Here is a 23,934-nt window from a genome sequence, read left to right as displayed (position 1 = left end):
CGATCATTTTGCCAATTGAAAGGGATTCTCCGTCGCCCGGTCGTAATCGACGAGGTGGCCGTAGTCGAGACGATAGACCCGGTCCGCGACGTCGAAATAACGGTCGTCATGGGTAATCGCGATCACTGTCTTGCCGGCCGCCTTCAGTTCGGGCAGCAACTCGTTGTAAAACACATGGCGGAACACCGGATCCTGGTCGGCCGCCCATTCGTCCAGCAGGAACACTTCACGGCCTTCCATCATCATCAGCAGCAACGCCAGGCGTTTGCGCTGGCCTTGGGACAACGCGGTGGTGGACAGGCGTCCGGCGGCGAATTCGACTTTGTGGGCCAGCCCCAGGCGGTCGAGATAATGATCCACCCGAGCCTCCAGCCCTTCATGGTCGCCCGCCTCGCCCAACACATCGGCGAACAGATAGAAGTCGGCAAAGATCGCGGCGAAGTGCTCGCGATGCCATTCGCTGGTGCTGGCATCGAGCACCACGCCGTTGAGTGAAACTTCCCCGCAAGCGGGCACATAGAGCCCGGTCAGCAGCTTGGCCAGGGTCGACTTGCCACTGCCGTTGCCCCCCACAATGAAGATCAACTCGCCGCGCCGGATCGTCAGGTCGATCGGTCCCAATTCAAAGGCAAATTCCTCGTTCTTGCCGGCATACCGGTAATGCACGTTCGACAGACGCAGATCACGAAACGGCTGCGCTGCTTGCGCGGACGCCTTGAACTCTACCGTCTCGCCCAGTGCCAGGGCATCAATGGCCTGTAAAGCGACATGACCACGAATGACAGCGGGAATAGCGTCGAGGATCATCGAGATCGGCGTGCGCAGGAACATGATCGCCAAGACGTAGCCCACCACCACCTGCTGGCTCAGCAATCCCAGCCCCTGGCCGAGGAAAAACAGCGTGCCGATCAGCACGAACACCAGCAACGTCGTCCAGTTCAGGTTGACGGCCCACAAAGTGTCAGCGCGTACCGATGCGTCCAGCGACGCCCGGGCGATGGGTTCGAGCTTGCGTTGATAGAGCAAATGCCGACGCTCCCGGCTCAGGCCCAGTTCGCAACGCCCCTGGATGGCGGCTTCGAACTGCTCGGTGAGTTGGTCGTCCTGCTGCCGGACCGCCTGCATCAAGGTCTTGACCTTGCGCCCGAGCAGCACGTCGAGGCCGACGCCAGCGGCGATTACTGCCAGCGTCAGGCCGAAGAACGGCAGGCTCAACCACGCCATATAGGCCAGCCCCGCCAACAGCAGCAAGCCGTTGTACAAGGAAATCGGCAATTGCTTGAAGGCCGTGGCGACGGTGGTCACGTCCTTGGTCAGGGCGTTGTAGATGCGTGGGCTGCCCAACCGTTCGATGCGTTCCAGCGCGGTGCCCAGCACCTTGCCCACCAGCCGCAAGCGCAGCTGGTACACCAGCCGATGGCCGATCTGCACCAGCAGCCATTGCGCGGTGACCCCGCTGATGAACAACAGCACCAGCAGGCCACCGAACAGCAGCAAGCCCTGGCCGAGGTCATTGAGACCTTGTTCCAGGCAGCGGTTGATGTAGCCGATCAGGCCGATACTGGTGGCCGCGCTCAGGGCACTGCTCAGCACCGCTAGGAAAATGCGCCATCGCGCGTTGTGCAGCAATTCTCTCAATAACATCATGGGACCGACACCACCTTGGCAGAGGTTTGCAACAGTAAAGGCAGCAGGTTTTCGACCAGTCGCGGCTCGCCGAGCATCTCATGATGCCCCACGTCCAGCGTCCACTGGCTAACCGGTTGGCGCGCGTGGACTTGCCATTGTGCGCGCAAGTCGCCGTGGGCATTGCCGCGCCACAACCAGACTGGCACGTCAACGGTTGGCAAGGCCTGCTCGTACAAACGGGTCTTGATGGCGCGATATCGCGCCATCAGCGCCAGCAGTTCACCATCCGCCGCTTTCCATTGCAGGTGCCCGCGCACCTGTTCATCGTCGAGCAGCCGGGCGACACCCTCGGCATAGTCGAGGCCGGCCAACAGGCCCGTCAACCGTTCCCGTAGCGACTCGCCGATCGGCTGGCCGTGGCTGCGGCAATAAAACGCGAAATCGGCAATCAACTGGCCCGCTTCGTCGCCCTCGCCGGCCAGGCTGCGCTGAGCATCGTGATCGAGCAACACCAGGCCTTCGACGCTGAAGCCGCTGGCTTGCAGATGCGGCACCAGCAACAAGGCCAGGCGCGCGGCCAGGCTCCAGCCCAACAACACCATCGGTCGCTGTTTGAGCTGGACCGGGATACTCGCCACGTATTGCTGCAACAGCGCATCCATATCACCGTGGGCCCAGTCATTTTCAAGGGCGGCCAGGCCAAAGACGGCCACTTCGCCGCGCAGGTTTTCCACCAGCGGCTGGTAAGCCTGCAGGTGCCCTTGCGCACCATGCACCGCCAGCAAGGCCGGTGCGTGCGGATCGGCGTCGCTCAAGATCTTAAAGGGGCCGCTGCCGATATCATCCAGGTCCTGCACCAGATCACGCACCGTATGCCGCTCGAACAACAGATTGGTCGGCAGGTTGAGGCCCAACCGTTCACGGATCAGCGACACCACTTTGATCGCCGCCAGCGAATGCCCGCCAACGTTGAAGAAATTGTCCGTTACGCCGAGGTCATCGACCCCCAGCACGTCACACCAGATCGCAAGGACCACCGTCTCCAGCTCCCCCTCCGGCTTCACCCGCGTATTCTGCAATCGCTGCCGGGCCCGTTCGAGCAGGTGCTTACGATCGAGCTTGCCGTTGCTGTTCAGAGGCATGGCCTTCAACGCAAAGATTCCGCTGGGCAGCATGTAATCCGGCAATTGACGAGCCAAGCTGGCGCGCAACGGATCCGTCCCCTGGAACTGAACATCGTCCGTGACCACGAAGGCCAGTAATCGCCCGTGATCGCCCTCGCCATCCAACAGCACTGCGGCCTGCAAGACGCCCGGCTGGGCCAGCATCGCCTGCTCGACCTCCGCCAGTTCGAGACGAAACCCGCGGATTTTCACTTGCTGGTCGTTGCGCCCCAGAATGCGCAGGGCCCCGTCGGCCTGGCGCAAGGCCAAGTCACCGGTGCGGTACAGGCGTTGACCGCTGGCGGGATCGACACCGAAGGCAGCGCCGCCGACCTTGCCGACATACCCCCTGCCGACACTGGCGCCGCTGATGCACAACTCGCCGGCCTGACCTGTGGGCACTGGCCGTTGCTGCTCGTCGAGCAAATGAACGCGGTTGTCCCCCAGCACCTGGCTCAACGCACAGCCATTCACGCCCTGCGCAAGATCGATGGCACGCCACAACACGCCGACGGTGGTCTCGGTCGGGCCGTAGTGGTTATACAGCCGGCAAGTCGGTCCGGCTTGGACCAAACGGGTCAGCAACGCCTCGCCGATCGGTTCTCCGCCCAACACCAGCACTTGGCGTGGCAGTACGTCGGCGGCCTGCTCGCCCATCAAGGCTGCGAGGTGCGACGGGACGATTTTCAGCACGTCGAGGGGATAACGCCGAAGCTCTTCGGCAAAAGCCTGGGCGTCGATCACGGTCGATTGCGCCAGCACGTGCACGCAACCGCCCTGCAGCCACGCCGGGAACAACACGGTGTTGCCCAGGTCCGCGAGCAGCGAGGACACCAGCCCGTAATGCCCGCCCTCGGGCAGTTGCAGCGCGCCGGTCACTTGGGTGACGTAATGGCGCAATTGCCCTTGTTCGATCTGCACCCCTTTGGGCTTGCCGCTGGTGCCCGAGGTATAGAGCACGTAGGCCAGGTCTTGTGCAGTGCCGAAATACGGCGTATCGAACAGCGGCCCGTTGCTCGCCTGGGACCAGCACAGCGTGCGCGCCGACGTTTGCGGCGCCAAACCTTCCAAGTGCAGCAGCAATGCCGGTTGAGCATCGTCGAGGATCCCGGCCAGGCGCAGCGGCGGCTGCTGGGGATCCAGCGGCAGATAGGCGGCGCCGACCTTGAAACAGGCGAGCATCGCCACCAGCATCTGCGCGCCGCGTGGCAGATACAGCCCCACCACCGCTTCAAGGCCCACACCCGCCTGATCCAGGCTGCCGGCGACGCGGTCACTCAGGGCATCGAGTTCAGCGTAGGAAAACAACTGGTCGGCATAACGCAGCGCCGGCCGATTGGGGTGTGACTGGGCGTGCCGGCGCAGGGCCGCGACGATGTCCAGGTCCGCTCCGAACTCAGGACGCGTCGACGACGCCAGGGACTCCTCGGGCAGACGCGCATCGAAGCCATCGATAAGCCCATTGGGCGATTGCACCACTTGGCCAAGCCAGTGTTCGAGACGCTTGAGCAACGCCTGCATTTGCTCGTCGCGATACACCCCGCAATCATAGGCCAGCGCCAGCTCGCCATTGCCCTGGGCGTCAAGGCTCAATTGCAGCTGCAGCTCGACCGGCGTGTCGAACGATAGCCACTGCAACGCGCCCAGTTGCGGCACGTGCACTACCTGCAACCCTGCCTGGAAACTGGCCCGCCACTCCGGCAACAACTGCGCCTGGCCGACGTATTCCTGCCAGTCGACGGCACTCTCCAATTGCCGGGCCAGTTGCCGGGCCAGGTTCACCAGGGTGCTGTGCTCGGACAGTTGCACCACCATCGGCAACGTCTGTTCGAACACCCCAAGCGCGCCGGCCAGCTCCTCGTAGTTGTCACGGGGGTCGTGCTGCACACCGAGTTGGCCTTGGCGTTGGCCGTTGAGCCTGCCAAGCAGCGATCCCCAAGCGGCAAGCACCAGTTGTTCGACGGCCACGCCTTCACGATCGGCCAATGCCGTAAGCAGCGGCGCAAGAGTCGGCGCCAGTGACTGGCGGACCACCGCGTGACGTCCGCCGGCAATACCGTAGCGCTCGACGAGGCGCATGCCCGGGACGTCCTGCAAGGCCAGGTTGCGCCAGAACTGCGCGCCCTGCTCGGCGTCTTCATCCAGTTGCAGGCCATTGATCCACTCGACGTAGTCCGCGTACTGCATAGGTTCGTCATCGAGCGACGCGGCGCGACCGAGCAAGTGCTCGCGCAACTGGACCAGGCTGCGCGCGTCCAGCGAGTACACCGGGACCGCCAATAACAATTGATCATCGAGCAGCCAGGCCAGCACGTCGGGCTGTTCGGCCTGGCAACGACGCTGGGCCTCGTCCAACCATTTTTGCCCATCGTGGCCGTCGGCTGTGCGCCCCTGGCGCCAGTCCAGGCGCAATGCCTGAGGCTCGATTACCCGTTGGCGCAACCCGGTGGCGCCCAGCGGACGCTCATAGCGCAGGCACAGCGCCTGGTGCTGCGCCAGGCTGTCGCGCAAGCGTTGCTCGACGGTGCCTTCGGCAACGCCCGTCAATGACATGCGCACCCAGCGCCAAGCGTGCGGATTGGCCTGGGCCAGTTGTTTCTGCTGGGGTGAAAGCGTGAGTCCAAGGTCCATCATGGGGTCAACTCTTCAAGTGTTTCTTCGATCTGCGCCGGGGCGGCCATGACTTGGTGGCGGGCATAGATTTCACCCATGGCCACGACGATTTTGCGCTCGCCCTCGAACGGATCCCGGGCGTGCGCCGCCAGCATGTTATCGAGCATCACCACGTCGCCCTGTTGCCAGTCGAAGCGCACCGCACAACGGTCGTAGGCGGCATTGATGGCGTCGATCGCCGCCGGTTCAAGCTCCGAGCCGTCACCGTAGAACACTTGCCTCGGCATGGCCGACTCGCCGTCGCGCAGGAACTGTTCGCGGATATCCGCATCGAGAAATGCCGGGTGGTACAGCTGGATCTGGTTGAAGAAGCTCTCTTCGCCCGTCAACGGGTGCAGGATCACCGCCGGGCACACTTGGCGGGTGTGCAGGTCGTTGGCGCCACGCCATTGGAACTCGATGCTGCTCTCATGGCAGATCCGCTCGACCTCGGCCCGATCTCCGGTCTGGAAGAAGTGCTGCCAACTGACGTCCAGGCTGGTGCTGAAATTGCGCACATACATCAGTTGCTTGCGGCGCAGGTTGGCCTGCAGCCAGGCCGGCAGTTCACGGTAGACCTGGCGGCTGTCGACGATCGGCGTCGCGCCACCGGACGTCGCCGGCGTCTCGCAGTAGAACCACTGCCGACGTGGCCAGCGGTGTTGGTGCGCACTCTCGTTATGGAACAGGATCATCCGATCCTTGGGGTATGGCGTCGACTTGTAGATGTTCTTGCCGCCCTCTTTCTTCGGCAAGTCACCGTACTGCCCGTACAACTGCGGACACAGCGCCTGGCAGAACGCCTCGAAATCCGTCGGGGTCGGCAGGTCGAAGCCACGGAACAGAATGCCGCCATGCTCACGCAACCAGTTCTCGACCTTGTCGCGGTTGGCTTCGGCCCAGATGGCCGGGGCCAGCTCGCGGTCCCGCAAGGAAACCAGCAACGGAAATTTCGAGTCCTCTCGCAGCGGCCGGGCTTCGATGGGTTCACGGGTCGTCGCCGATCCACTCTGGCGCATCTTGCCCAATTTGCTCATTTTGCGTTGCAGCGGATTGTCCGTGGACATTGCAGCAGCTCCCTTTACAGTCGCAATCATGGTATCGATGGGGGTGTCCGGCGCGCCGAGGGCCAGCTCCAGCAGCGACTCGAAGGCGCCGCGCAAGCGCTCGACGGTGGCCGGGCGGAACAGGCTGGTGCGGTACACCCAGCGCAGGCTGATCGCATCACCGTCTTCGCTGGCGAACAGGGCCATGTCGAACTTGGAATGGTGTTGCTCGCCCGTCAGCGGCTCGACCTGCAGATTGCCCAGTTGGCGCTGCTGGCGCTGCTGGCGCGGCGTGTTGTCGAGCACGAACAGGGTCTGCAAGAGCGGGTGCACATTGGCCACGCGCGGCAGCTCCAGGCATTCGACGACCCGTTCGAACGGCGTGTCCTGCCAGGCGAACGCTTGCAGGCACAGCTCGCGGACTTGCAAGGCTTGCTCACGGAAGCTCAATTCCGGTTGCACGCGGATACGCAAGGCCAGCAGGTTGACGAAGAAGCCGATCAGCGATTCGGTGGCTGGATGGTCGCGGTTCGCCACGTCCGTGCCAATCACCAGGTCGCGGCCTTGTGTCTCACGTTGCAGCACGGCTGCATAACACGTCAGCAGCACCATGAACGGCGACGTGCCGCTGTCCTGGGCAAAGGTTTTCAACCGGCCCACCGTGGCGGGCGACAATTGGAAATCCACCGCCGCCCCGGCACCGCTATCACGCTCCGGACGCGGGAAATCGAATGGCAATGGCACCTGCGCGGGAATCCCCGCCAGGGTCCTTCGCCAGAACTCCAAGCCTTCCCTTTGACGCAACTGGACCGCCGCCGAACCTTGCCAAACGGCGTAGTCGACGTATTGGATCGGCAGCGCTTCCTGGGTTGGCAGCACGCCGGTGCTGTAGGCCTCGTAACCTTCAATCAGCTCATCGACCAACACCGCGCCGGACCAACCGTCGGAGGCAATGTGGTGCATGACCATTTGCAGTACATGCTCCTGTTCGCCGAGGCGATACAGGACCACCCGAAGCGGCGCTTCGCTGCCGAGGTCGAACGGTCGCAGCGCCATGTCCCGGGCATTGATTGACCACTTCGATTCGCTCGACGGCAGGCGTTGCAAAGCCACCGCCAATTGCGGGTGGATTCGCTGGCGCAACTCGCCGCCGCACTGGTGATAGGTGGTGCGCAGGATGGCATGTCGATTCACCAACCGTTGCAACGAACGCTCCAGGGCCTGGTTATCCAGTTCCCCACGCAAGCGCACGTTGCTACTCATGTTGAAGCTGCTGTCGACCTCATCCAGTTGTTGCATCAACCAGACCCGTTGCTGCGCCGAGGACAAGGGTTGATCGATGCATTGGTCAACCACCGGAATCGTCACCGACGCCAGATCCTGCTCAGCGGCGAGGCCCTCGATTCGCTCGGCCAGTCGCGCCAGCACCGGTGTTTCGAACAGCCAGCGCAATGGCACCTCGAAGCCCTGTTCCCGCAGGCGCCCACGTACCTGGGCCGCCATCAGGGAGTGCCCGCCCAATTGGAAGAAATGTCCGTCGGGTGGGACGTCCCGCACGTTCAGCACCGAGGCCCAGATCTGCGCCAGCATCCCCTCGCCGGCCGACAGCGGGCGCCCGGTTGCTGGCGCGCTGCCGACAACCGATTGCAAGCGCGGCAGTTGTCTGCGATCGACCTTGCCATTGCTGTTGAGCGGCAGTTGCTCAAGCGCCTGCAGGTGCGTCGGCACCATGTAGACCGGCAAGCGCGCCTGCAAATAGTCTCGAACAGCTGCCTCACCAGGTGCATCGTCAGGATTCGCCACCCAGAATCCGGCCAACTGCTCGCCTTGCACGGCCACCACCGTTTGCAGCACTTGAGGATGGCTGAGCAGGACGGCTTCGATTTCCCCCAGTTCGATGCGATAGCCACGCAACTTGATCTGGTCGTCGGTGCGTCCGAGGTAGTACAGCTGGCCGTCGGGCTGCCAGCGCGCCAGATCGCCGGTGCGGTACAAGCGACCACCGTTACCGAACGGGTCGGCAATGAAGCGCTCTGCGGTCAGCCCCGGCTGCCCGGCATAACCCCGGGCCAGTCCGTCACCGGCGATATAGAGTTCACCGACGCAGCCTGGCGGCATTTCACACAGGTATTCATCGAGAACATGGCAGCGGGTGTTGAGCAACGGCCGGCCTATCGGGGCGACGGGCAATTGAAGTGTGTCGATCGGCGTCTGGGTCGACCACACCGTGGTCTCGGTCGGGCCGTAGACATTGATCAAGCGCGCCACGTGCTGCTTCAGCTCGCTGGCCAGCTCCTTCGGCACCGCCTCGCCGCCGGCCAGGGCCACTCGCCCTTCCAACACCCGGCGATCGCCTTGCAACAACATCGCCCAGGTGGCGGGCGTGGCCTGGATCAGGTCAACGGACCGTTCGTTAATCAAGCGTGCAAGCAGCAGCGGATCCTGGCGCTCGTCCTCGTCCGCCAGGACCACCGAGCCGCCACGCACCAGCGGCAGGCAGAGCTCCAGGCCACAAATGTCGAAAGTGACAGTGGTCAAGGCCAGGTAACGCTGCACGTTATCCAAGGGCAGCGCCTGCTCCATGGCGAGCAGGAAATTGGCAAAGTTACCGCGGCTGATCTGCACGCCCTTGGGTTGCCCGGTCGACCCCGAGGTGTAGAGGGTGTAGGCCAGTTGCCCGAGGTGCGTCGCCAATCCAGGCGCCTGGGCGGGAAATTGCGCCAATGGCAGATCTGCCCACAGGCAAACACGTAGGTCGGCAGGCCAATCCCCTGTCGTCGAATCGCAAAGCAGCATATGTGGCTGCGCCCGGTTGAGCACTTGCGCCTGGCGGGCCGGTGGATGGGCGCGGTCGAGTGGCAAATAGGCGGCACCGGCCTTCTGGATGCCCAACATGCACACCAACAGGCGTTCATCCCGAGGCAGGCAGAAGGCAACCAACGATTCAGGCCCGACGCCCTGGGCCAGCAACCAATGAGCCAAGCGGTTAGCCTGGGCCTCCAGCGCGGCATAGCTCAATCGGCGGTCGGCGCAATAGACGGCGATGCACTCGGGATGCACAGCGGCTTGCACTTCGAAACGCGTCACCCAATCCGCTTCGCCGTGCAAGGGCAACGACTTCCCGGCAGTCGCCAACGTCGCAACCGAACGCAGCGGGATTTCCAGCAGGCGCGCATCAAGATCCTGGCCCGACAGGCTGGCGAGCAATGCCTGGTAATCCTCTACCAACCGGCGAGTGATGTCGGGCCGCAACAATGCGGTCGCGTATTCGACGATCAAACCGGTGCTGGCCTCGGCACCGCGACCCTGGGTGAACAGGTTGAACGTCAGGTCGAATTTGGCGCTCACCACGCCACCCGGCAGCGCCAAAGCCTGGGCACTGATGCCGGGCAGGTTCAGGCTGCGGGAATCCTGATGGTCGACCTGATAGTTGAACATCGTCTGGAACAGCGGCGTGCGATCCAGGCTGCGCTCTACATCCAGCACTTCCAATAACTGCTCGAACGGCAGCGATTGATGGGCCAGGTCCTCATTCAGCGTGCTGTCCAGTGCCTGGACGAATGCTTGCAGGCTCTGGCGGCCGTCGATCTGGACACGGTGGGCCAGGGTGTTGACGAACAACCCGACTAACGCCTGGCTCTGGATTGACTCACGCCCCGCCACCGGCAAGCCGATGGCGAAATCACTGCGCCCGCCGTGGCGCCAGAGCAGCAACTGATAGGCCGCGAAATACAGCACGAACGGCGTGACGCCTAGCACCCTCGCCCGCGCCTCGACCGCAGTGCTCAGCGAACCGGGCAGCACATATTCGTCTCGCGCTCCACCGAACGCCTGCACCGCCGGCCGCGTGGATTGCTCAGGCAGCTCCAGCGGCTCGTTGCCCAGGCCTTCCAGGCGTTGTTGCCAATAGGCCAACGAATCCTTGCCATACGCGCCATCCAAGCGCTCTCGATGCGCCTTGATCAACGGCAGCAAAGCGCTTGCCGCCGGTAGGGTCTGATCTTGATAAAGCGCTGCCAGATCCTGGACGAGCAAGCCCATCGACCAACCGTCCACGGCAATGTGGTGCACGTTGAACAGCAGGCGATAGTCGCCGGGCGCCACACCAAACACATCGATGGCCAGCAGCGGACCTCGCGTGAGATCGAACACCCGCTTGGCCGCACTGGCAATGGCCGCGTCCTGTTCCGAGTCACTCAGGGCGCCGATGTCATGGACGTTGAAGATCGGTGCAGTCGTATCGTCCAGCCGCTGCCAGACTTGCCCGTGCTCTTCGAAAAAACGGCAGCGCAATGCGTCATGCCGGGTCACCAGCGCCTGACAGGCGCGTTGCAGGCGGGGCACATCCAGCTCGCCGCGCAAGGCCAACAGTTGGGTAACGTTGTAGGCGGTTTCAGCCGGGTCGAATTGCTGCATGAACCACACCCGTTGCTGGGCATGGGACAGAGCCTGCGGTTGCGCCGCGTCCTCGCACGGCGCCACGGCATCAGCGACCGGTGCGACGATCGGTGCGAGCACCTTGGCCAGTTGCCGAGGGGTCGGGTTTTCCAGCAATTGCCGGGGCATCAGGCGCAAGTCGGCCTGACGCAAGCGCGCGATCAACTGCAAGCTGAGGATCGAGTCGCCGCCCATGGCAAAGAAATCGGCGTCCGGCCCCAGGCCAGGTTGTCCGAGCAACTCGCGAAAAGCCGTCAGAACCGCAAGCAATGCCGGCTCGGCGCGGCAGTCGATGCACAGGGCCATGGCCGCCAGGGTCGGATGCTGCAGCACGTCCCGCGGTTCCAGCTTGAGCCCTTCCCGGGATGCCAGGCCGATCAATTGCAGGCTGAGAATCGAATCCCCGCCCAGAGCGAAAAAATCGTCCGCGCGGCCAACTGGCGCGCAGCCGAGGATCTGGCACCACAGTTGCGCCAATCGTTGTTCGGTCGCTCCGCTGGGCTGCTCGGTGGCTTCGGCGGCCGGCTCATCGATCGTCGGCTCAGGCAATGCACGTCGGTCCAGCTTGCCATTGGCAGTCAGCGGCAAAGCGTCCAGCGCCAACCAATGGGCCGGCACCATGTGTTCCGGAAGTTGCCGCTTGGCCTCGGCTTGCAGCGCCGCCAGCGCTTGGGTTGTCATCGAGGGGCTGACATACGCCACCAGTTGCGTCCGCCCTTTTACTTCACAAGCCAGCACGGCGCCTTCGCGAACCTGAGGCTGGGCGTTGAGCCAGGCGCTGACTTCGCCCGGTTCGACGCGGAACCCGCGGATCTTAGCTTGATCGTCCTGACGTCCGAGAAACACCAGGCGCCCGTCGCGATCCAGGCGAACCCGGTCGCCGCTGCGATAAAAGCGTTGGCCCTGGGCCGTGACGCCGAACGCACGTGCTGTCAACTCAGGCTGGCCGAGATAGCCTTGGGCAACCTGGGGACCACCAATCAGCAGCTCACCGGCGACACCCAGCGGTACGCACCGATTTTGACCATCGACGATGCGCAACTCACAGCCGGACAGCGGCTGGCCCAGCGGCAGATACTGACCCGCTACGAACGCCTCGGAGTCCAGAATTTCACCGCAGACCACGCCGACAGTCGTTTCCGACGGGCCATAGTGATTGAAGATACGGAGTTGCGGCGCCAGTTCACGCACCTTGGCGAATAACGCCTGGTCGAACCCCTCGCCACCAAGAATCAACAGCACCTTGGGCAACACGCGACGGGCGTCGTCCAACGCCAGCAAACCGCGCAGGTGCGAAGGGGCGATCTTGAGGCAATCCGCCGGATATTGGTCGAGAAAATCGGCCCAGCCGGGCGGGTCGAAGGCCAACGACGCCGGTGGCAATACCAGCGTGTCGCCTGCGTTGAGCGCGGCGAAAACAGAGGTCAAGCCGAGGTCGGCGGCGACCGTTGCCAAGGTCGCCCAGCGGCTACCCGATTTGGCTTGCAAGCGTTCACCGACGGCATTGGCGTAATGGGCGAGGTTGGCATGCGTGACCTGAACGCCTTTCGGCTGGCCGGTCGAGCCCGACGTGTAGATCAGGTAGGCAGGCAACTGAGGCTGGCTGAGGCTTTCGTACTGGTGGATGTTCGCGTTGAGAGACCAATCGTCGGCGCTCAGCACCAGGCATGGGATGCCCACGCCGGTCTCGGGTGCTTGCGCCAATGTCAGCCACAGGCTCGCGCCGCTGTCGTGCAACAGTTGTGCGAGTCGCCGGGCTGGTTGCGCCGGGTCGAGAAACAGACAGGTGGCGCCACGCTGCCAGCACGCCAGGGTCGCCAGCACTTGTTCGGCACAGCGCGGCATGCACAGCGCGACCACCTGACCCGGCCCAACGCCCTGCGCGGCCAGCCGTGCGGCCATCGAGCGACTGGCCGCGCCGAGCGTGGCGTAATCGATGCTCTGCTCCACACTGCACAACGCCACGGCATTCGGCGTATGCGTGGCCCAATGCAGCACCTGCTGGTCCAACGGCAACGCGATCGCGCCCAGGACCGGGCCGCGCACTTCACTCGGCGTGGAAACCAGTTGCAGGTCCGACAACCGCCGCTGCGGATGAGCCGAGCCCTCGTGGAAGATCGCCAGCAAGTCGTCGAGCATTTGCTCGACCGTGGCCGTGTCGAACAATTCGTCGCTGTATTCCAGTTCGCAACGCAGCCGCGCGTCGGCGGTACGGACCATGCGCAACGTCAAGTCGAAACGCGCGTGGCGTTGCGGCGGGTCGAGTACCTCCACCGCCACGCCGGGCAAGGCCAGGGTGCGGCTTTCGGGCAGATCGACCTGGACGAACATGACCTGGAACAACGGGCTCGAACGTGGACGTTCAAGGTTTTCGAGGATGTTTTCGAAGGGCAACTGCTGATGGTCGAACGCCGCCGCAACGGTGTCGCGGGTGCGCTGCAACGCGCTGCTGAAGTCCGGATTGCCTTGAAGGCGCTGGCGAATCACCAGGGTATTGAGTAACGGCCCGATCAACGATGCCAGTTCCGGACGGTCACGTTGGGCAATCGAGGTGCCCAGGCACAGATCAGCCTCGCCGCTATAGCGCGACAGCAGGCAGGTGAATGCCGTCAGGCCATAAATGTACAACGTCACGCCATGATTGCGGATGGCGCTTTCGACTGCCGTGGTCAGTTGCGGCGGGAGCTCCCGGGCCAGGACCGCGCCACTGTGGCGACGTTGCGTGGACGTGGGGCGCGGACGGTCCAGTGGCAACGCCATCGGCGCCGGTGCATCGGCCAGTTGGTCGCGCCAGAAATCGATATGCTGCCGGCAGCTATCGCTGTCCAGCCACTCACGTTCCCATGCGGCGTAATCGGCGTACTGGATACTCAGTTCAGCTAACGCGGCAGGCTCGTTCGAAGCGAGTGCCCGGTAAGCCTCGGCCAGTTCCAGGGTCAGTTGTTGGGCCGACCAGGCGTCATAGGCGACGTGGTGAATGGTGAAAAAAAGCCAGGTGCAATGCTCCTGGGCATCGCTGAATGCCTTCCAGCGCCAAGGCATCGACTGCGCCAGGTCGAAGGGCTCGGCGAGTTGGCGGGCATATTCATCGGCACACCATTGCTCGTGCTCGGATGCGGCGATGGTCAACCGTTCGACGCCCGGCAAGTGCACCTGTTGTGGCTCGCAATGGGGCTGCAACTGTCCGCTGGTGTCAGGGCTGTAGCGCGTGCGCAGGATCTGGTGGCGGTCGACCACCTGCTGCATCGCCTGTTGCAAACGCGCGCCATCCAGGCGCCCATCGAAGCGCAGCACCGAGCACAGGTTATAAAGGGCCCGGCTGCTCAGGGCTTCAGCCGACAGGAAGCGCCGCTGCGCCTGCGCCAGCGGCCTGTGTTCGCCTTCGCCGAGCAGAGCGGGGACGATCGGCAGGCGCCAGCTGTCGATGCCCTTCTCGGACAGGCGTTGGCGAAAGACCTTTTTCTTCTCCGCGGGCAAGGATGCCAGCCGCTGCGCAATCTCCAGGAAAGCTTGTTGCGTCATCGTACTCATCCTTACATTTCCATCTCGGCCAACAGGCGCTGCATTTCGTCCAGGGCTTCGTCGGTCGAAGGCCCCTGGGGTTTTTCAATCTGCTCGGCGAGCGCGGCGATTGTGGGGTTCTGGAACAGGCTGCGCAGTTCGAGCTTGACGCCAAAACGGCTCTCGACCTGAGTCATCAAACGCATGGCCAACAACGAATGTCCGCCCAGCTCGAAGAAGCTGCTGAACACGCCAACCTGCGGCAACGCCAGCAGGTCCTGCCAGATGCCCGCCAACTGCCGCTCCAGCTCGCTGCGCGGCGCCACTCCCTGGATCGCCACAGGCTGTGGTGCCGGCAAGGCCTTGCGGTCGATCTTTCCATTGGCGTTGAGGGCCAGACGTGGCTGCTCGATGAAGCCAGCCGGGATCATGTAGCCCGGGAGCACGCCTTCCAGATACCGACGCAACGCCGCCTGATCGACCGGGCTCGGTGTCTGCAGCCAGGCAAACAGGCTCTGGCTGCACGGATCGATCATCACCACCGCTTCTTCCACGCCTGGGTAACGGCGCAGCAGCGATTCGATTTCACCGGGCTCGATACGGAAACCGCGCACCTTGACCTGGAAATCGCCGCGACCTACATAGGCCAGCCGCCCGTCGTTGCGGCGGCGTACCAAGTCGCCGGTGCGGTACATGCGGCTACCGGGTTCGCCTGCATAGGGATCTGGCAAATACGCCGCCGCCGTGGTGGCCGGCGCATGCTGATACCCTCGCGTGACGCCGGAGCCGGCGATATACAGCTCACCCGTCGCGCCGAGCGGCACCGGGCGGAGCATGTCGTCGAGCACGTAGCAGAGCGTGTTGAGCAACGGCGCGCCGATGTCGGCGACGCCGGACGGCACCTCCTGCAACGCCTGGGTGGTCGACCACACGGTGGTTTCCGTCGGGCCGTAGGCGTTGATCAGCGCCACGCCACGACCGCGCAGTTCGTTCACCAGCTCACCGGGCACCGCCTCGCCACCGATCAGGCCACGCAGCGGCGGCCAATCGGCCTGGCCGGTTTCCAGCAGGATCTGCCATCCAGCGGGGGTAGCCTGGAATACCGTCGCCCGGCGCAGCAGCGCGAACAGTTGATGCCCGTCGACCACCTGCTCGCGGCGCGCCAGCAGGATGGCCGCGCCGTTGACCAGCGGCAGGAACAGCTCCGGCTTGCACATATCGAAGGCGTACGTGGTGCTGGCGAGCCAAACATCCTCGGCGCCAAGCGGCAGCAAGCGATCGAGGCCTGCCAGCAGATTGCTCAGGTTACCGCGGCTGACCTGCACGCCTTTCGGTGTGCCGGTGGAGCCCGAGGTATAGATCACGTAGGCGCGCTGCTGTGGATCGATCGGCAATGCAAGGTTGGCGTCGCTGCAATTGTCCAGCGCCAACCCGTCGAGCAGGAAGTGGTTGACGCCGCCCAAGGCCCCGGCGCAAAGGCTTTCAGTAAGCACCATGGCCGCACGCGCATGCCGGATGATTAAGCCCAGGCGCTCGCCCGGCTGCTGCGGATCCAGTGGCAGGTACGCCGCACCGGCCTTGTGGGCCGCCAACAGGGTTGGCAGCAGCCATGGACCGCGAGTCAGACAGACCGCAACCAGGTCATCCGTGCCGACACCTTGCGCGCGCAGCCACTGGGCCAGGCGATTGCTGATGGCGTTGAGTTGCGCATAGGTCAGTTGCTGGTCCTGGCAATCCACCGCCAGCGCTTCAGGTGTCAGGACGACCTGCTGTTCGAAACGGGCGATGACGTCCACCACTGGCGTCGAGGATTGCGCCGGACGGTTCCAAGGACGCTGGGCCAAGGCGTGGTCGGCATTGGCCAGGTCGATGTCCCAGAGGCGCACTTCGGGTTGTTCCAACATGCCTTCGAGCAGGTAGCGGAACTCATCGGCATAACGTTGCGCGGTGTGCGCCAGGAACAGGTCGGTGTTGTATTCCAGCACGCATTGCCACTCCTCGCCCTGCTGCTCGATGTGCAGACCGATGTCCACCAGGGCACTGTCGCTTTCAACGTTGAGTCGCTGTACGGGCAAGCCGGCGAAGTGCTGCTCGGTCGTTGCGGTGGGATCGCGTTGGATCAGGTTGAACAACGCCTGGAACAGCGGCGTGTGGCTGAGATCGCGGCGTACTTGCAGGGCTTCCACCAGGCGCTCGAAAGGCACGTCGGCGTGCTGTTGCGCCGCCAGGTGCGTGGTTTGCAACTGCTGCCAGAACTGTTCGACCGATTGTTGCGGATCGAGATGGCTGCGCAGGACCTGAGTGGTGGCGAAATAGCCGATCAGGTTGTCGGTATGAGCCTGATGGCGATGGGCGACCGGCAAGCCAATCCAGATTTCACGTTGGCCCGAGTGCCTGGCCAGCAAGGTTTTCCAGGCGGCCAGCAACGGTGCAAAAGCGGTCAGGCCACGGCGCTGCGCCGTCTCGCGCAGGCGCTTGACCAGCCTAGCCGACAGGTTGAAGCGCAGACGCTGGCCCTTGTAGCCCTGCTCGGCGGGCCGAGGCATGTCGGTCGGCAGGTTCAGCACCGGCGGCTCGCCCGCCAGGGTACGGCGCCAATAGTCAAGTTGCGACTCGATCTGCGCCTGCCCCGCCGGGCTCTGCCAACTGGCCGCGATGTCGGAAAACTGCAACGGCAACGCTGGCAGACAAGCGTCACGCCTTTCCAGCAAAGCCTGGTAGATCACTTGCAGTTCATTGAAGAGAATCTCCAGCGAACGCGCGTCAGCGATGATGTGATGCAAGGTCACCTGCAGAACGCTGCGATCCTGGCCCTGGTACACACGCACCCGCCACAGCGGCGGCGCTGTGAGATCGAATGAATGCTGCGCCTCCTGGCTGAGCTTCTGGGCGAAGCCGCTCGAATGCTCATCGACTTCCAGCGGTTCGAAGCTCAGCGGCACCGCCACAAGGTCTTCGATATGCTGGCGTGCGCCGTCGGCGGTGTCGCTGAACACCGTCCGCAGACTGTGTTGGCGAGCCTCCAGTTGCGCCAGCGCCTGCTCCAGCAAATCGGGTTGTAGGATGCCATCCAGGCGCAGCGCCAAGGACAGATGGTAGGCCTGGGTATCGCCCTGTAAACGGTCAAGGAACCACAAGCGTTGCTGAGTGAAATGCAACGGCGCCAAGGGTTCTGCGAACGGGCGCAGGATGCGATCAGCCTCGGTGCTTGCCTGGGCCAAAATGGCGGCCAAGTCCCGTAGCACCGGTTGTTCGAACACGCTGCGCAATGGCAGGCGGCGGCCATGCTGTTCGGCGATTCGCGCCACCAGCCGCGCCGCCAACAGCGAGTGTCCGCCGAGGGCAAAGAAGTTGTCGTCGGCGCCAATGTCGGTGCATTCCAGCAGCTCTTCCCAGAGGCCGGCCAGGGTTTGTTCCCAGTCGCTCGACAGCGCGCCCTGCTGGCCGTCACGCTGTTGCGGCGCCGGCAAGGCCTTGCGGTCGACTTTGCCGCTGGGGCTCAACGGCAAGGTGTCGAGGCGAACGAACTGGCCGGGCAACATGTAGTCCGGCAATTGGGCGCCGAGGCTGGCGCGCAGAGTCGTTTCGTCCAGCGCATCGCCAGCGTAGTAGCCCACCAGCCGCGCCGCGTCACCGCTGCCCAGCAGCACCACGGCCGCCTCGCGGACCCCGGGGACGCGGGACAACAGCGCTTCGATTTCCCCCAATTCGATACGGAAACCCCGCAGCTTGACCTGGAAATCCAGGCGCCCGAGGTAATCCAGGCTGCCGTTGCCATTGCGTCGGACCCGGTCGCCGGTGCGGTACATGCGCGCGCCAGCCACGAAAGGGTCCGGCAGGAACGCGGCGGCGGTCAGGCGCGCGGCAGCGAAATAGCCGCGACCCAAGTTGGCCCCCGCGAGGTACAGCTCACCTGGCACGCCGGCAGCCACCGGTTGCAAGTCAGCGTCGAGCACGTATGCGGCGGTGTTCGCCACCGGTTGCCCGATCGGCACCTCGACCGCGCTTTCTTCGCCACCGCGCACTTCGAAGGTGCTGTAGACGGTCGCTTCAGTCGGCCCGTAGCCGTTGATGACCTTGGCACCCCTGCCCTCGATGGCTTCGGCCAACGCGCACGGCAAGGCTTCGCCACCGGAGATGGCACGCACGCCCCGCCAGCTGCGGGAGGTATGCGCCACGAGCATTCGCCAGGTGGCCGGCGTGGCCTGCATGACGGTGGGTCGTCCGCCTATCAGCAACTGATCGATCGCTTGCGGGTCCCGCGCCTGCTCTCGATCGGCCAGCAGGATGCTGGCGCCATGGGCCAAGGGCAGGAGCAACTCGACAATGGCAATGTCAAAGGTCGCGGTGGTCAAGGCCAGGACCCGGTCCCGGGCCGTCATTGGCAGGACCTGCTCGACGGCCAGCATCAGGTTCATCAGGTTGCCACGGCTGATCGCCACCCCTTTGGGCTGGCCGGTGGAACCCGAGGTGTACAGCACGTAGGCGAGTTGACCGGGGTTGCAGTCCACAGGCTTGCGCGTACCGGTCGCCCCACTGGCGTCGATGTCCAGCAGCGGCAGGCCGGGGTTCCACTGCGCCAACACGCCGAGGCTCGCGGCGGTGCCCAGGCACAACGTGGGCTGCGCCGCCTGGAGAATGTAGCGGCCGCGCTCCGGCGGCGTGTCCTCGGCCAACGGCACATACGCCGCCCCGGCCTTGAGGACCGCCAGCATGGCCATGGGCAGGCGAGCGTCGCGCGGCAGGCTCAACGCTACGCGGTCTTCGACACCGACACCCTGGACCTGCAACCTCGTTGCGAGTGCCTCGGCGGCTTGGTCCAATTCGGCGTAGGTCATTTGTTGATTGCCTGCCACGACGGCAATCGCCTCGGGCTGGCGCGCAACCTGAAGCGCGAAGGCGTCAAGGATGTCTTGCTGACCGGCCAGGGCGCGGCCATCGATCCGCGCCAGGGCCCGTTCAGCGGGCTGCCATGTCAACTCACCCAGCGGCCGCCCGGCCTGTTGGATCACCGCATCGAGCAAGGCCAGGTACTGCTCGGCCATGCCTCGCACGGTCTGCTCGCGGAACAGGTCGCTGCTGTATTGCAAACTCAGGTTAATCCCGTGTTCGCTGTCGCGCACGTCCAGGTGCAGATCGCACAAGGCGCTCTCCGGGCGGTTGTCCAGCGGCTCGGCGATGACGTCAGTGAGTTCGAAACGCTCCAGAGCGTTGCCCGGGAAGTAATTGAACATGACCTGGAACAGCGGGTTGTAGCTCACCTGCCGGACCACTCCCAACTGTTCGATCAAGTAATCGAACGGCAAGTCCTGGTGGGACTGGACCGAAACCGACAATGCCTGCAATTCGCTCATCAGTTGCAGCGGGCTGCGCTCGCCGGAGATTTTCTTGCGGTACACCAATGTGTTGACGAAGCAACCCACCAGCGGCTGCAACGCCGCATGGTGCCGGTTGGCCGCCGGTACACCGACCAGGATGTCGTTTTCTCCGCTGCGACTGCGCAACAGCAGTTGGAAAGCGGTCAGCATCGGGATGAAGTTGCTCCAGCCATGGCGAGCGCTGAAGGTCCTGAGCCGCGCCGCCAGGTCGTCGGGCAAGCGACGCTCGACACGTCCACCGGCCTGGCTCGCCTGGGCGGGACGAGGGAAATCGGCCGCCAGGTCGAGCACCGGCAGCTCGCCGGCCAGTTGCTCGCGCCAGTAGGCCAGCTCTTGCTCGCACGCCTTGCTGCCCATCCACTGGCGTTGCCACACGGCGTAGTCGGCGTATTGCATTGCCGGGGCGGGCCGTGGGGTCGCGACGCCCTTGCGACGATTGCGGTACTGCTCGCAGAGGCCGTCGATGATCAGTTGCAAGGACCAGCCATCGGCAATGATGTGGTGGCAATTCAACGACAGGACAAACGCCTCCGGCGCCAGGCGATACAGCCTGGCGCGCAACAGCGGCGCCGCGTCGAGGGCGAACGGTGTCATGGCGTCCAGGCGTAGCCGTTCGTGCAGCGCGTCTTCGCTCGCCACATCGATGACTGGCAACTCAATTTCGCTGTGCGCCAGGACAACCTGGCTCGGCCCTTGGGCCGCGCCGATGAACCCGGTGCGCAGCACCTCGTGCTGGTCGAGGACCGCTTGCAACGCCGCGTGCAGGTCAGCGACGTACAGCTCGCCAGTCAGGCGCACGGCGCCGGCCAGGTTGTACGCCGGGCTGTCGGGGTCGAGTTGTTGCAGGAACCACAACCGTTGCTGGGCAAACGAGAGCGGCAGCGTTTCCGGGCGCGGCAGCAAGGTCGGCGACGGCTTTACCGCGCCGGCCTGGTTCTCCAGCCAATCCGCCATGGCGGTAATGGTCGGACGCTCGAAGACCACGCGCAACGGCAAATCCTTGCCGCTGAGCTTACCGATCAGGCCGATCAACTGGGTCGCCAGCAGCGAATGGCCGCCCAGCTCGAAGAAGTTGTCCTCGACACCCACCTGGTCCAGGCCGAGCACGCTTTGCCAGGCTTGCACCAACTGGCCTTGCAACTCGCTGCTCGGCGCCACATAGCGGGCCTGGCTTTGCGCGGCAAAATCCGGGGAGGGCAACGACTTGCGGTCGATCTTGCCGTTGCCGTTGAGCGGGAAACGCTCCAGGAATACGAATGCGCTCGGGATCATGTAGGCCGGGAGATTGCCCAGTACATGCTCGCGCAACATCTCGATGCTGCAGGCGTCATTGGCCACGACGTAAGCCACCAGTACCTTGGCGCGTTGCTGGTCGTCACGGGCCACGACCACGGCTTCGCGCACGCCGGGGTAATGGGTCAGGCATGCCTCGATCTCGTCCAGCTCGATGCGGTGGCCGCGAATCTTGACTTGATGGTCGGTGCGTCCGACGTATTCCAGGTCGCCGTTGGGCAGGAAGCGCGCCAGGTCACCGGTGCGGTACAGGCGTGAACCGTCGTTGGCGATCGGGTCCGGCAGGAACACCGCCGCCGTACGCGCAGGGTCGGCCATGTAACCGCGCCCGACGCCGACACCGGCAACGAAGATCTCCCCGACCGCGCCGACCGGTATCGGCTGCAGATCGGCGTTGAGCAGGTACAAGCGATTGTTCAGCGTGGCGCGGCCGATCGGTACGTTGATGCGCTGTTCCGGCAGGCGCTCGAGCAGCGGATGAAAGGCCACGTCATCGGAGCACTCAGCCGGCCCGTAGGCATTCATCAGCGGGATCGCCGGGTAGCGCTCGAACCAGCGACGCGCCAAGGCCGGCGGCAAGGCCTCGCCCGTGGCAAGCACCCAGCGCAGGGGGGACGTTTGCAATCCAGCGTCCAGCAGGCTTTGCATCAAGGACGGCACCGCTTCGAGGATGCTGATGCCGTGCCGCCCGATGGCCGAGGCCAATGCCTCGGGGTCCTGCACCACGCAGTCGCCGAGGATCACGGTGCGGGCTCCGAGCACCAGGCCGGCGAGGGTCTGCCAGACTGAGATGTCAAAGCACTGCGGCGCGGTCTGGGCAATCACATCGTTCGCATCGAGCCCCAGCCCCGGCAATTTACCGAGAATGTTATTGAGCATGCCCGCCTGCGCCACCATCGCGCCCTTCGGCGTGCCAGTGGAGCCAGAAGTGAAGATGCAGTATGCCAATGATGTGCCGTGCACCGTGATGTCGAGGTTATCGTCGCTATAGCTGCCCAGCACCGAAGGGTCGTAGCGAACGGCCTTGGGTCGGTGCATGAGCAGGTCGAGGGCCTGCATCGCCAGCTCGCCCTGCCCTGCGCTATGGATCAGCAACGGCGTGCGGCTCTGGCGCAGCACTTGGGCCAGGCGCTGCGCCGGGTTGCGCGGATCGAGCGGCAGCCAACCGGCACCGGCCTTCAGCGTGGCGACAATCATCACCACCAGATCCAGGCCCCGCTCGTCGAACACCGCGATCAGGTCGTCGCTGCCCACACCCTGGGCGCGCAAGTGCCGAGCCAGTCGGTTAGCGGCGCGGTTCAGCTGATCGAACGTCAGGCTTTGCTCGCCATGGACAACGGCGACACGCTCTGGCGTCTGGCGCACCTGTTGCTGGAATCGCTCAATGTATAAGGGTTGCAGCAGTTGCTCGTCCGCCGCCAGGCCACCGCCGGCCCAAACCTCGTGCTGGTGAGTGACTTCGCTTTCATCCAGCATCGCCAAATGATGCAAGGGCGTGCCGGCGTCTGCGCCGAGGGCATCGCCCATGTTCAACAGCAAGGTGCGGAAATGCCGCAGCATTTGCTCGATTTCTTCGCGCAGGAACCAGTCGGTTTGATAGGTCAACTGCAGGTGCAGGCGCTCGCCCGGCACGATTACCACAGTGACCGGGTAGTTGGTGTGGGTGCGGTTGGCCATGTCGCTGATCAGGTAATCCAACTGGCCCTGGCGCAAGTCGGCGGCAATGGGCGCGTTCTCGAACACGAACAGGCTCTGGAACAAGTCCTGTCGCTGAACGTCGCTCCAGCGCTGGATGTCGGCCAGGGAAACACTTTCGTGTTCGCGCAGGCTCAGGTTTTCGGTCTGCAAGGCTTTCAGCCACGGGCCGAGCTTATCCTCCGGACCACAGCTCCAGCGCAGCGGCAAGCTATTGATGAACAGGCCGACGATGCTTTCCATGCCTTGCAGGTGCACCGGGCGGCCAGCGACGGTGATGCCCATTACCAAGTCGCGATCACCACTGTAGCGCCCGAGCAATAGCGCCCAGGCGCCTTGCACCAGGGTGTTGAGGGTCAGGCCGTGCTGCGCCGCGACGTTCTGCAACGCCTGGGTCTGCCCGGGCTCCAGGAGTTCGACACAGTCTTCGACCGGTTCGGCAGCACCTTGGATGCGACCGACATGACCAAAGCCAAACTCGTTGGGCGTATCGAAGCCCGCCAGTCGCTGTTGCCAGAAGGCTTGGTGATCTTCCGGTTTCTGGGTTTCCAGCCACCGGATAAAGTCGCGATACGGGCGCGGTGTCGGCAGGCTCAGTCGGCGCCCTTCCCGGGCGGCGCGGTAGCCGTTGAGGAAGTCCATCATGATGATCGAGAAGCACCAGGCATCCATGAGGATGTGGTGGTAGCTGCGCACGAACTGGTAGGTGTCGGGCGCCAGTTTGTACAGCCTGACCCGCATCAGTGGCGCCTTGGTGAAGTCCAGGCCTTCGGCACGCTCCGCGCTGAGCAATTGCTCGAGGCGGTCCTGCTGCTCGCCTTCGCTCAGATGCGACCAATCTTCATAGGTGATCGGTAATTCGACCTGCTTGTGCACCACCTGCATCGGGCGTTTCTGCTGCTTCCAGACGAACGATGTGCGCAGCAGTTCATGGCGCTCCACCACCTGCGCCCAGGCCTGGCGGAAGGCCGCGAGGTCCAGGTCCGGCATGACCATGACATGGCGATATTGGAGCAGATACATGCCCTTGCCAGGGTGCATCAGGCTGTGAAACAGCAGTCCTTGCTGCATGGGAGCCAGCGGGTAAATAGCTTCGATATTGCGCGAAACAGCTTTGACCTTGTCGTTCATGCTGACGGT

The 23,934-nt window shown here is 64.1% G+C and carries 4 protein-coding genes; all 4 read right to left on the bottom strand.

The window, feature by feature from the left end:
• Positions 1-3 precede the first annotated feature (3 nt).
• The 4 genes from J3Q04_RS11570 to J3Q04_RS11555 are packed head-to-tail and all read right to left on the bottom strand — an operon-like array spanning position 4 to position 23,925.
• Positions 4-1,647, bottom strand: a complete 1,644-nt coding sequence (locus tag J3Q04_RS11570) for a cyclic peptide export ABC transporter (protein ID WP_434606039.1) — start codon at positions 1,645-1,647, stop codon at positions 4-6.
• On the bottom strand, positions 1,644-5,426 hold the full coding sequence (locus J3Q04_RS11565) for a non-ribosomal peptide synthetase (RefSeq protein WP_434606042.1): 3,783 nt from the start codon (positions 5,424-5,426) through the stop codon (positions 1,644-1,646). Before J3Q04_RS11565 ends, J3Q04_RS11570 begins: the two co-directional genes overlap by 4 nt.
• Complete coding sequence (locus tag J3Q04_RS11560) at positions 5,423-14,449, bottom strand: amino acid adenylation domain-containing protein (protein ID WP_434606044.1); 9,027 nt, start codon at positions 14,447-14,449, stop codon at positions 5,423-5,425. The genes J3Q04_RS11565 and J3Q04_RS11560 overlap by 4 nt, the downstream gene beginning before the upstream one ends.
• 11 nt (positions 14,450-14,460) lie before the next feature.
• Complete coding sequence (locus J3Q04_RS11555; protein WP_434606046.1) at positions 14,461-23,925, bottom strand: amino acid adenylation domain-containing protein; 9,465 nt, start codon at positions 23,923-23,925, stop codon at positions 14,461-14,463.
• Between the last annotated feature and the right edge of the window lie 9 nt (positions 23,926-23,934).

The organism is Pseudomonas sp. D4-21 (assembly GCF_051132125.1).
Lineage (GTDB): Bacteria > Pseudomonadota > Gammaproteobacteria > Pseudomonadales > Pseudomonadaceae > Aquipseudomonas.
Note: the sequence above shows the minus strand (reverse complement) of the source record. Positions and strands in the feature narration are given on the sequence as shown.

Bases quoted from the DNA above. Each gene is read 5' to 3' on its own strand.
- J3Q04_RS11570 (WP_434606039.1), bottom strand. From the start codon at position 1,647: ATGATGTTATTGAGAGAATTGCTGCACAACGCGCGATGGCGCATTTTC.
- J3Q04_RS11565 (WP_434606042.1), bottom strand. From the start codon at position 5,426: ATGATGGACCTTGGACTCACGCTTTCACCCCAGCAGAAACAACTGGCC.
- J3Q04_RS11560 (WP_434606044.1), bottom strand. From the start codon at position 14,449: ATGACGCAACAAGCTTTCCTGGAGATTGCGCAGCGGCTGGCATCCTTG.
- J3Q04_RS11555 (WP_434606046.1), bottom strand. From the start codon at position 23,925: ATGAACGACAAGGTCAAAGCTGTTTCGCGCAATATCGAAGCTATTTAC.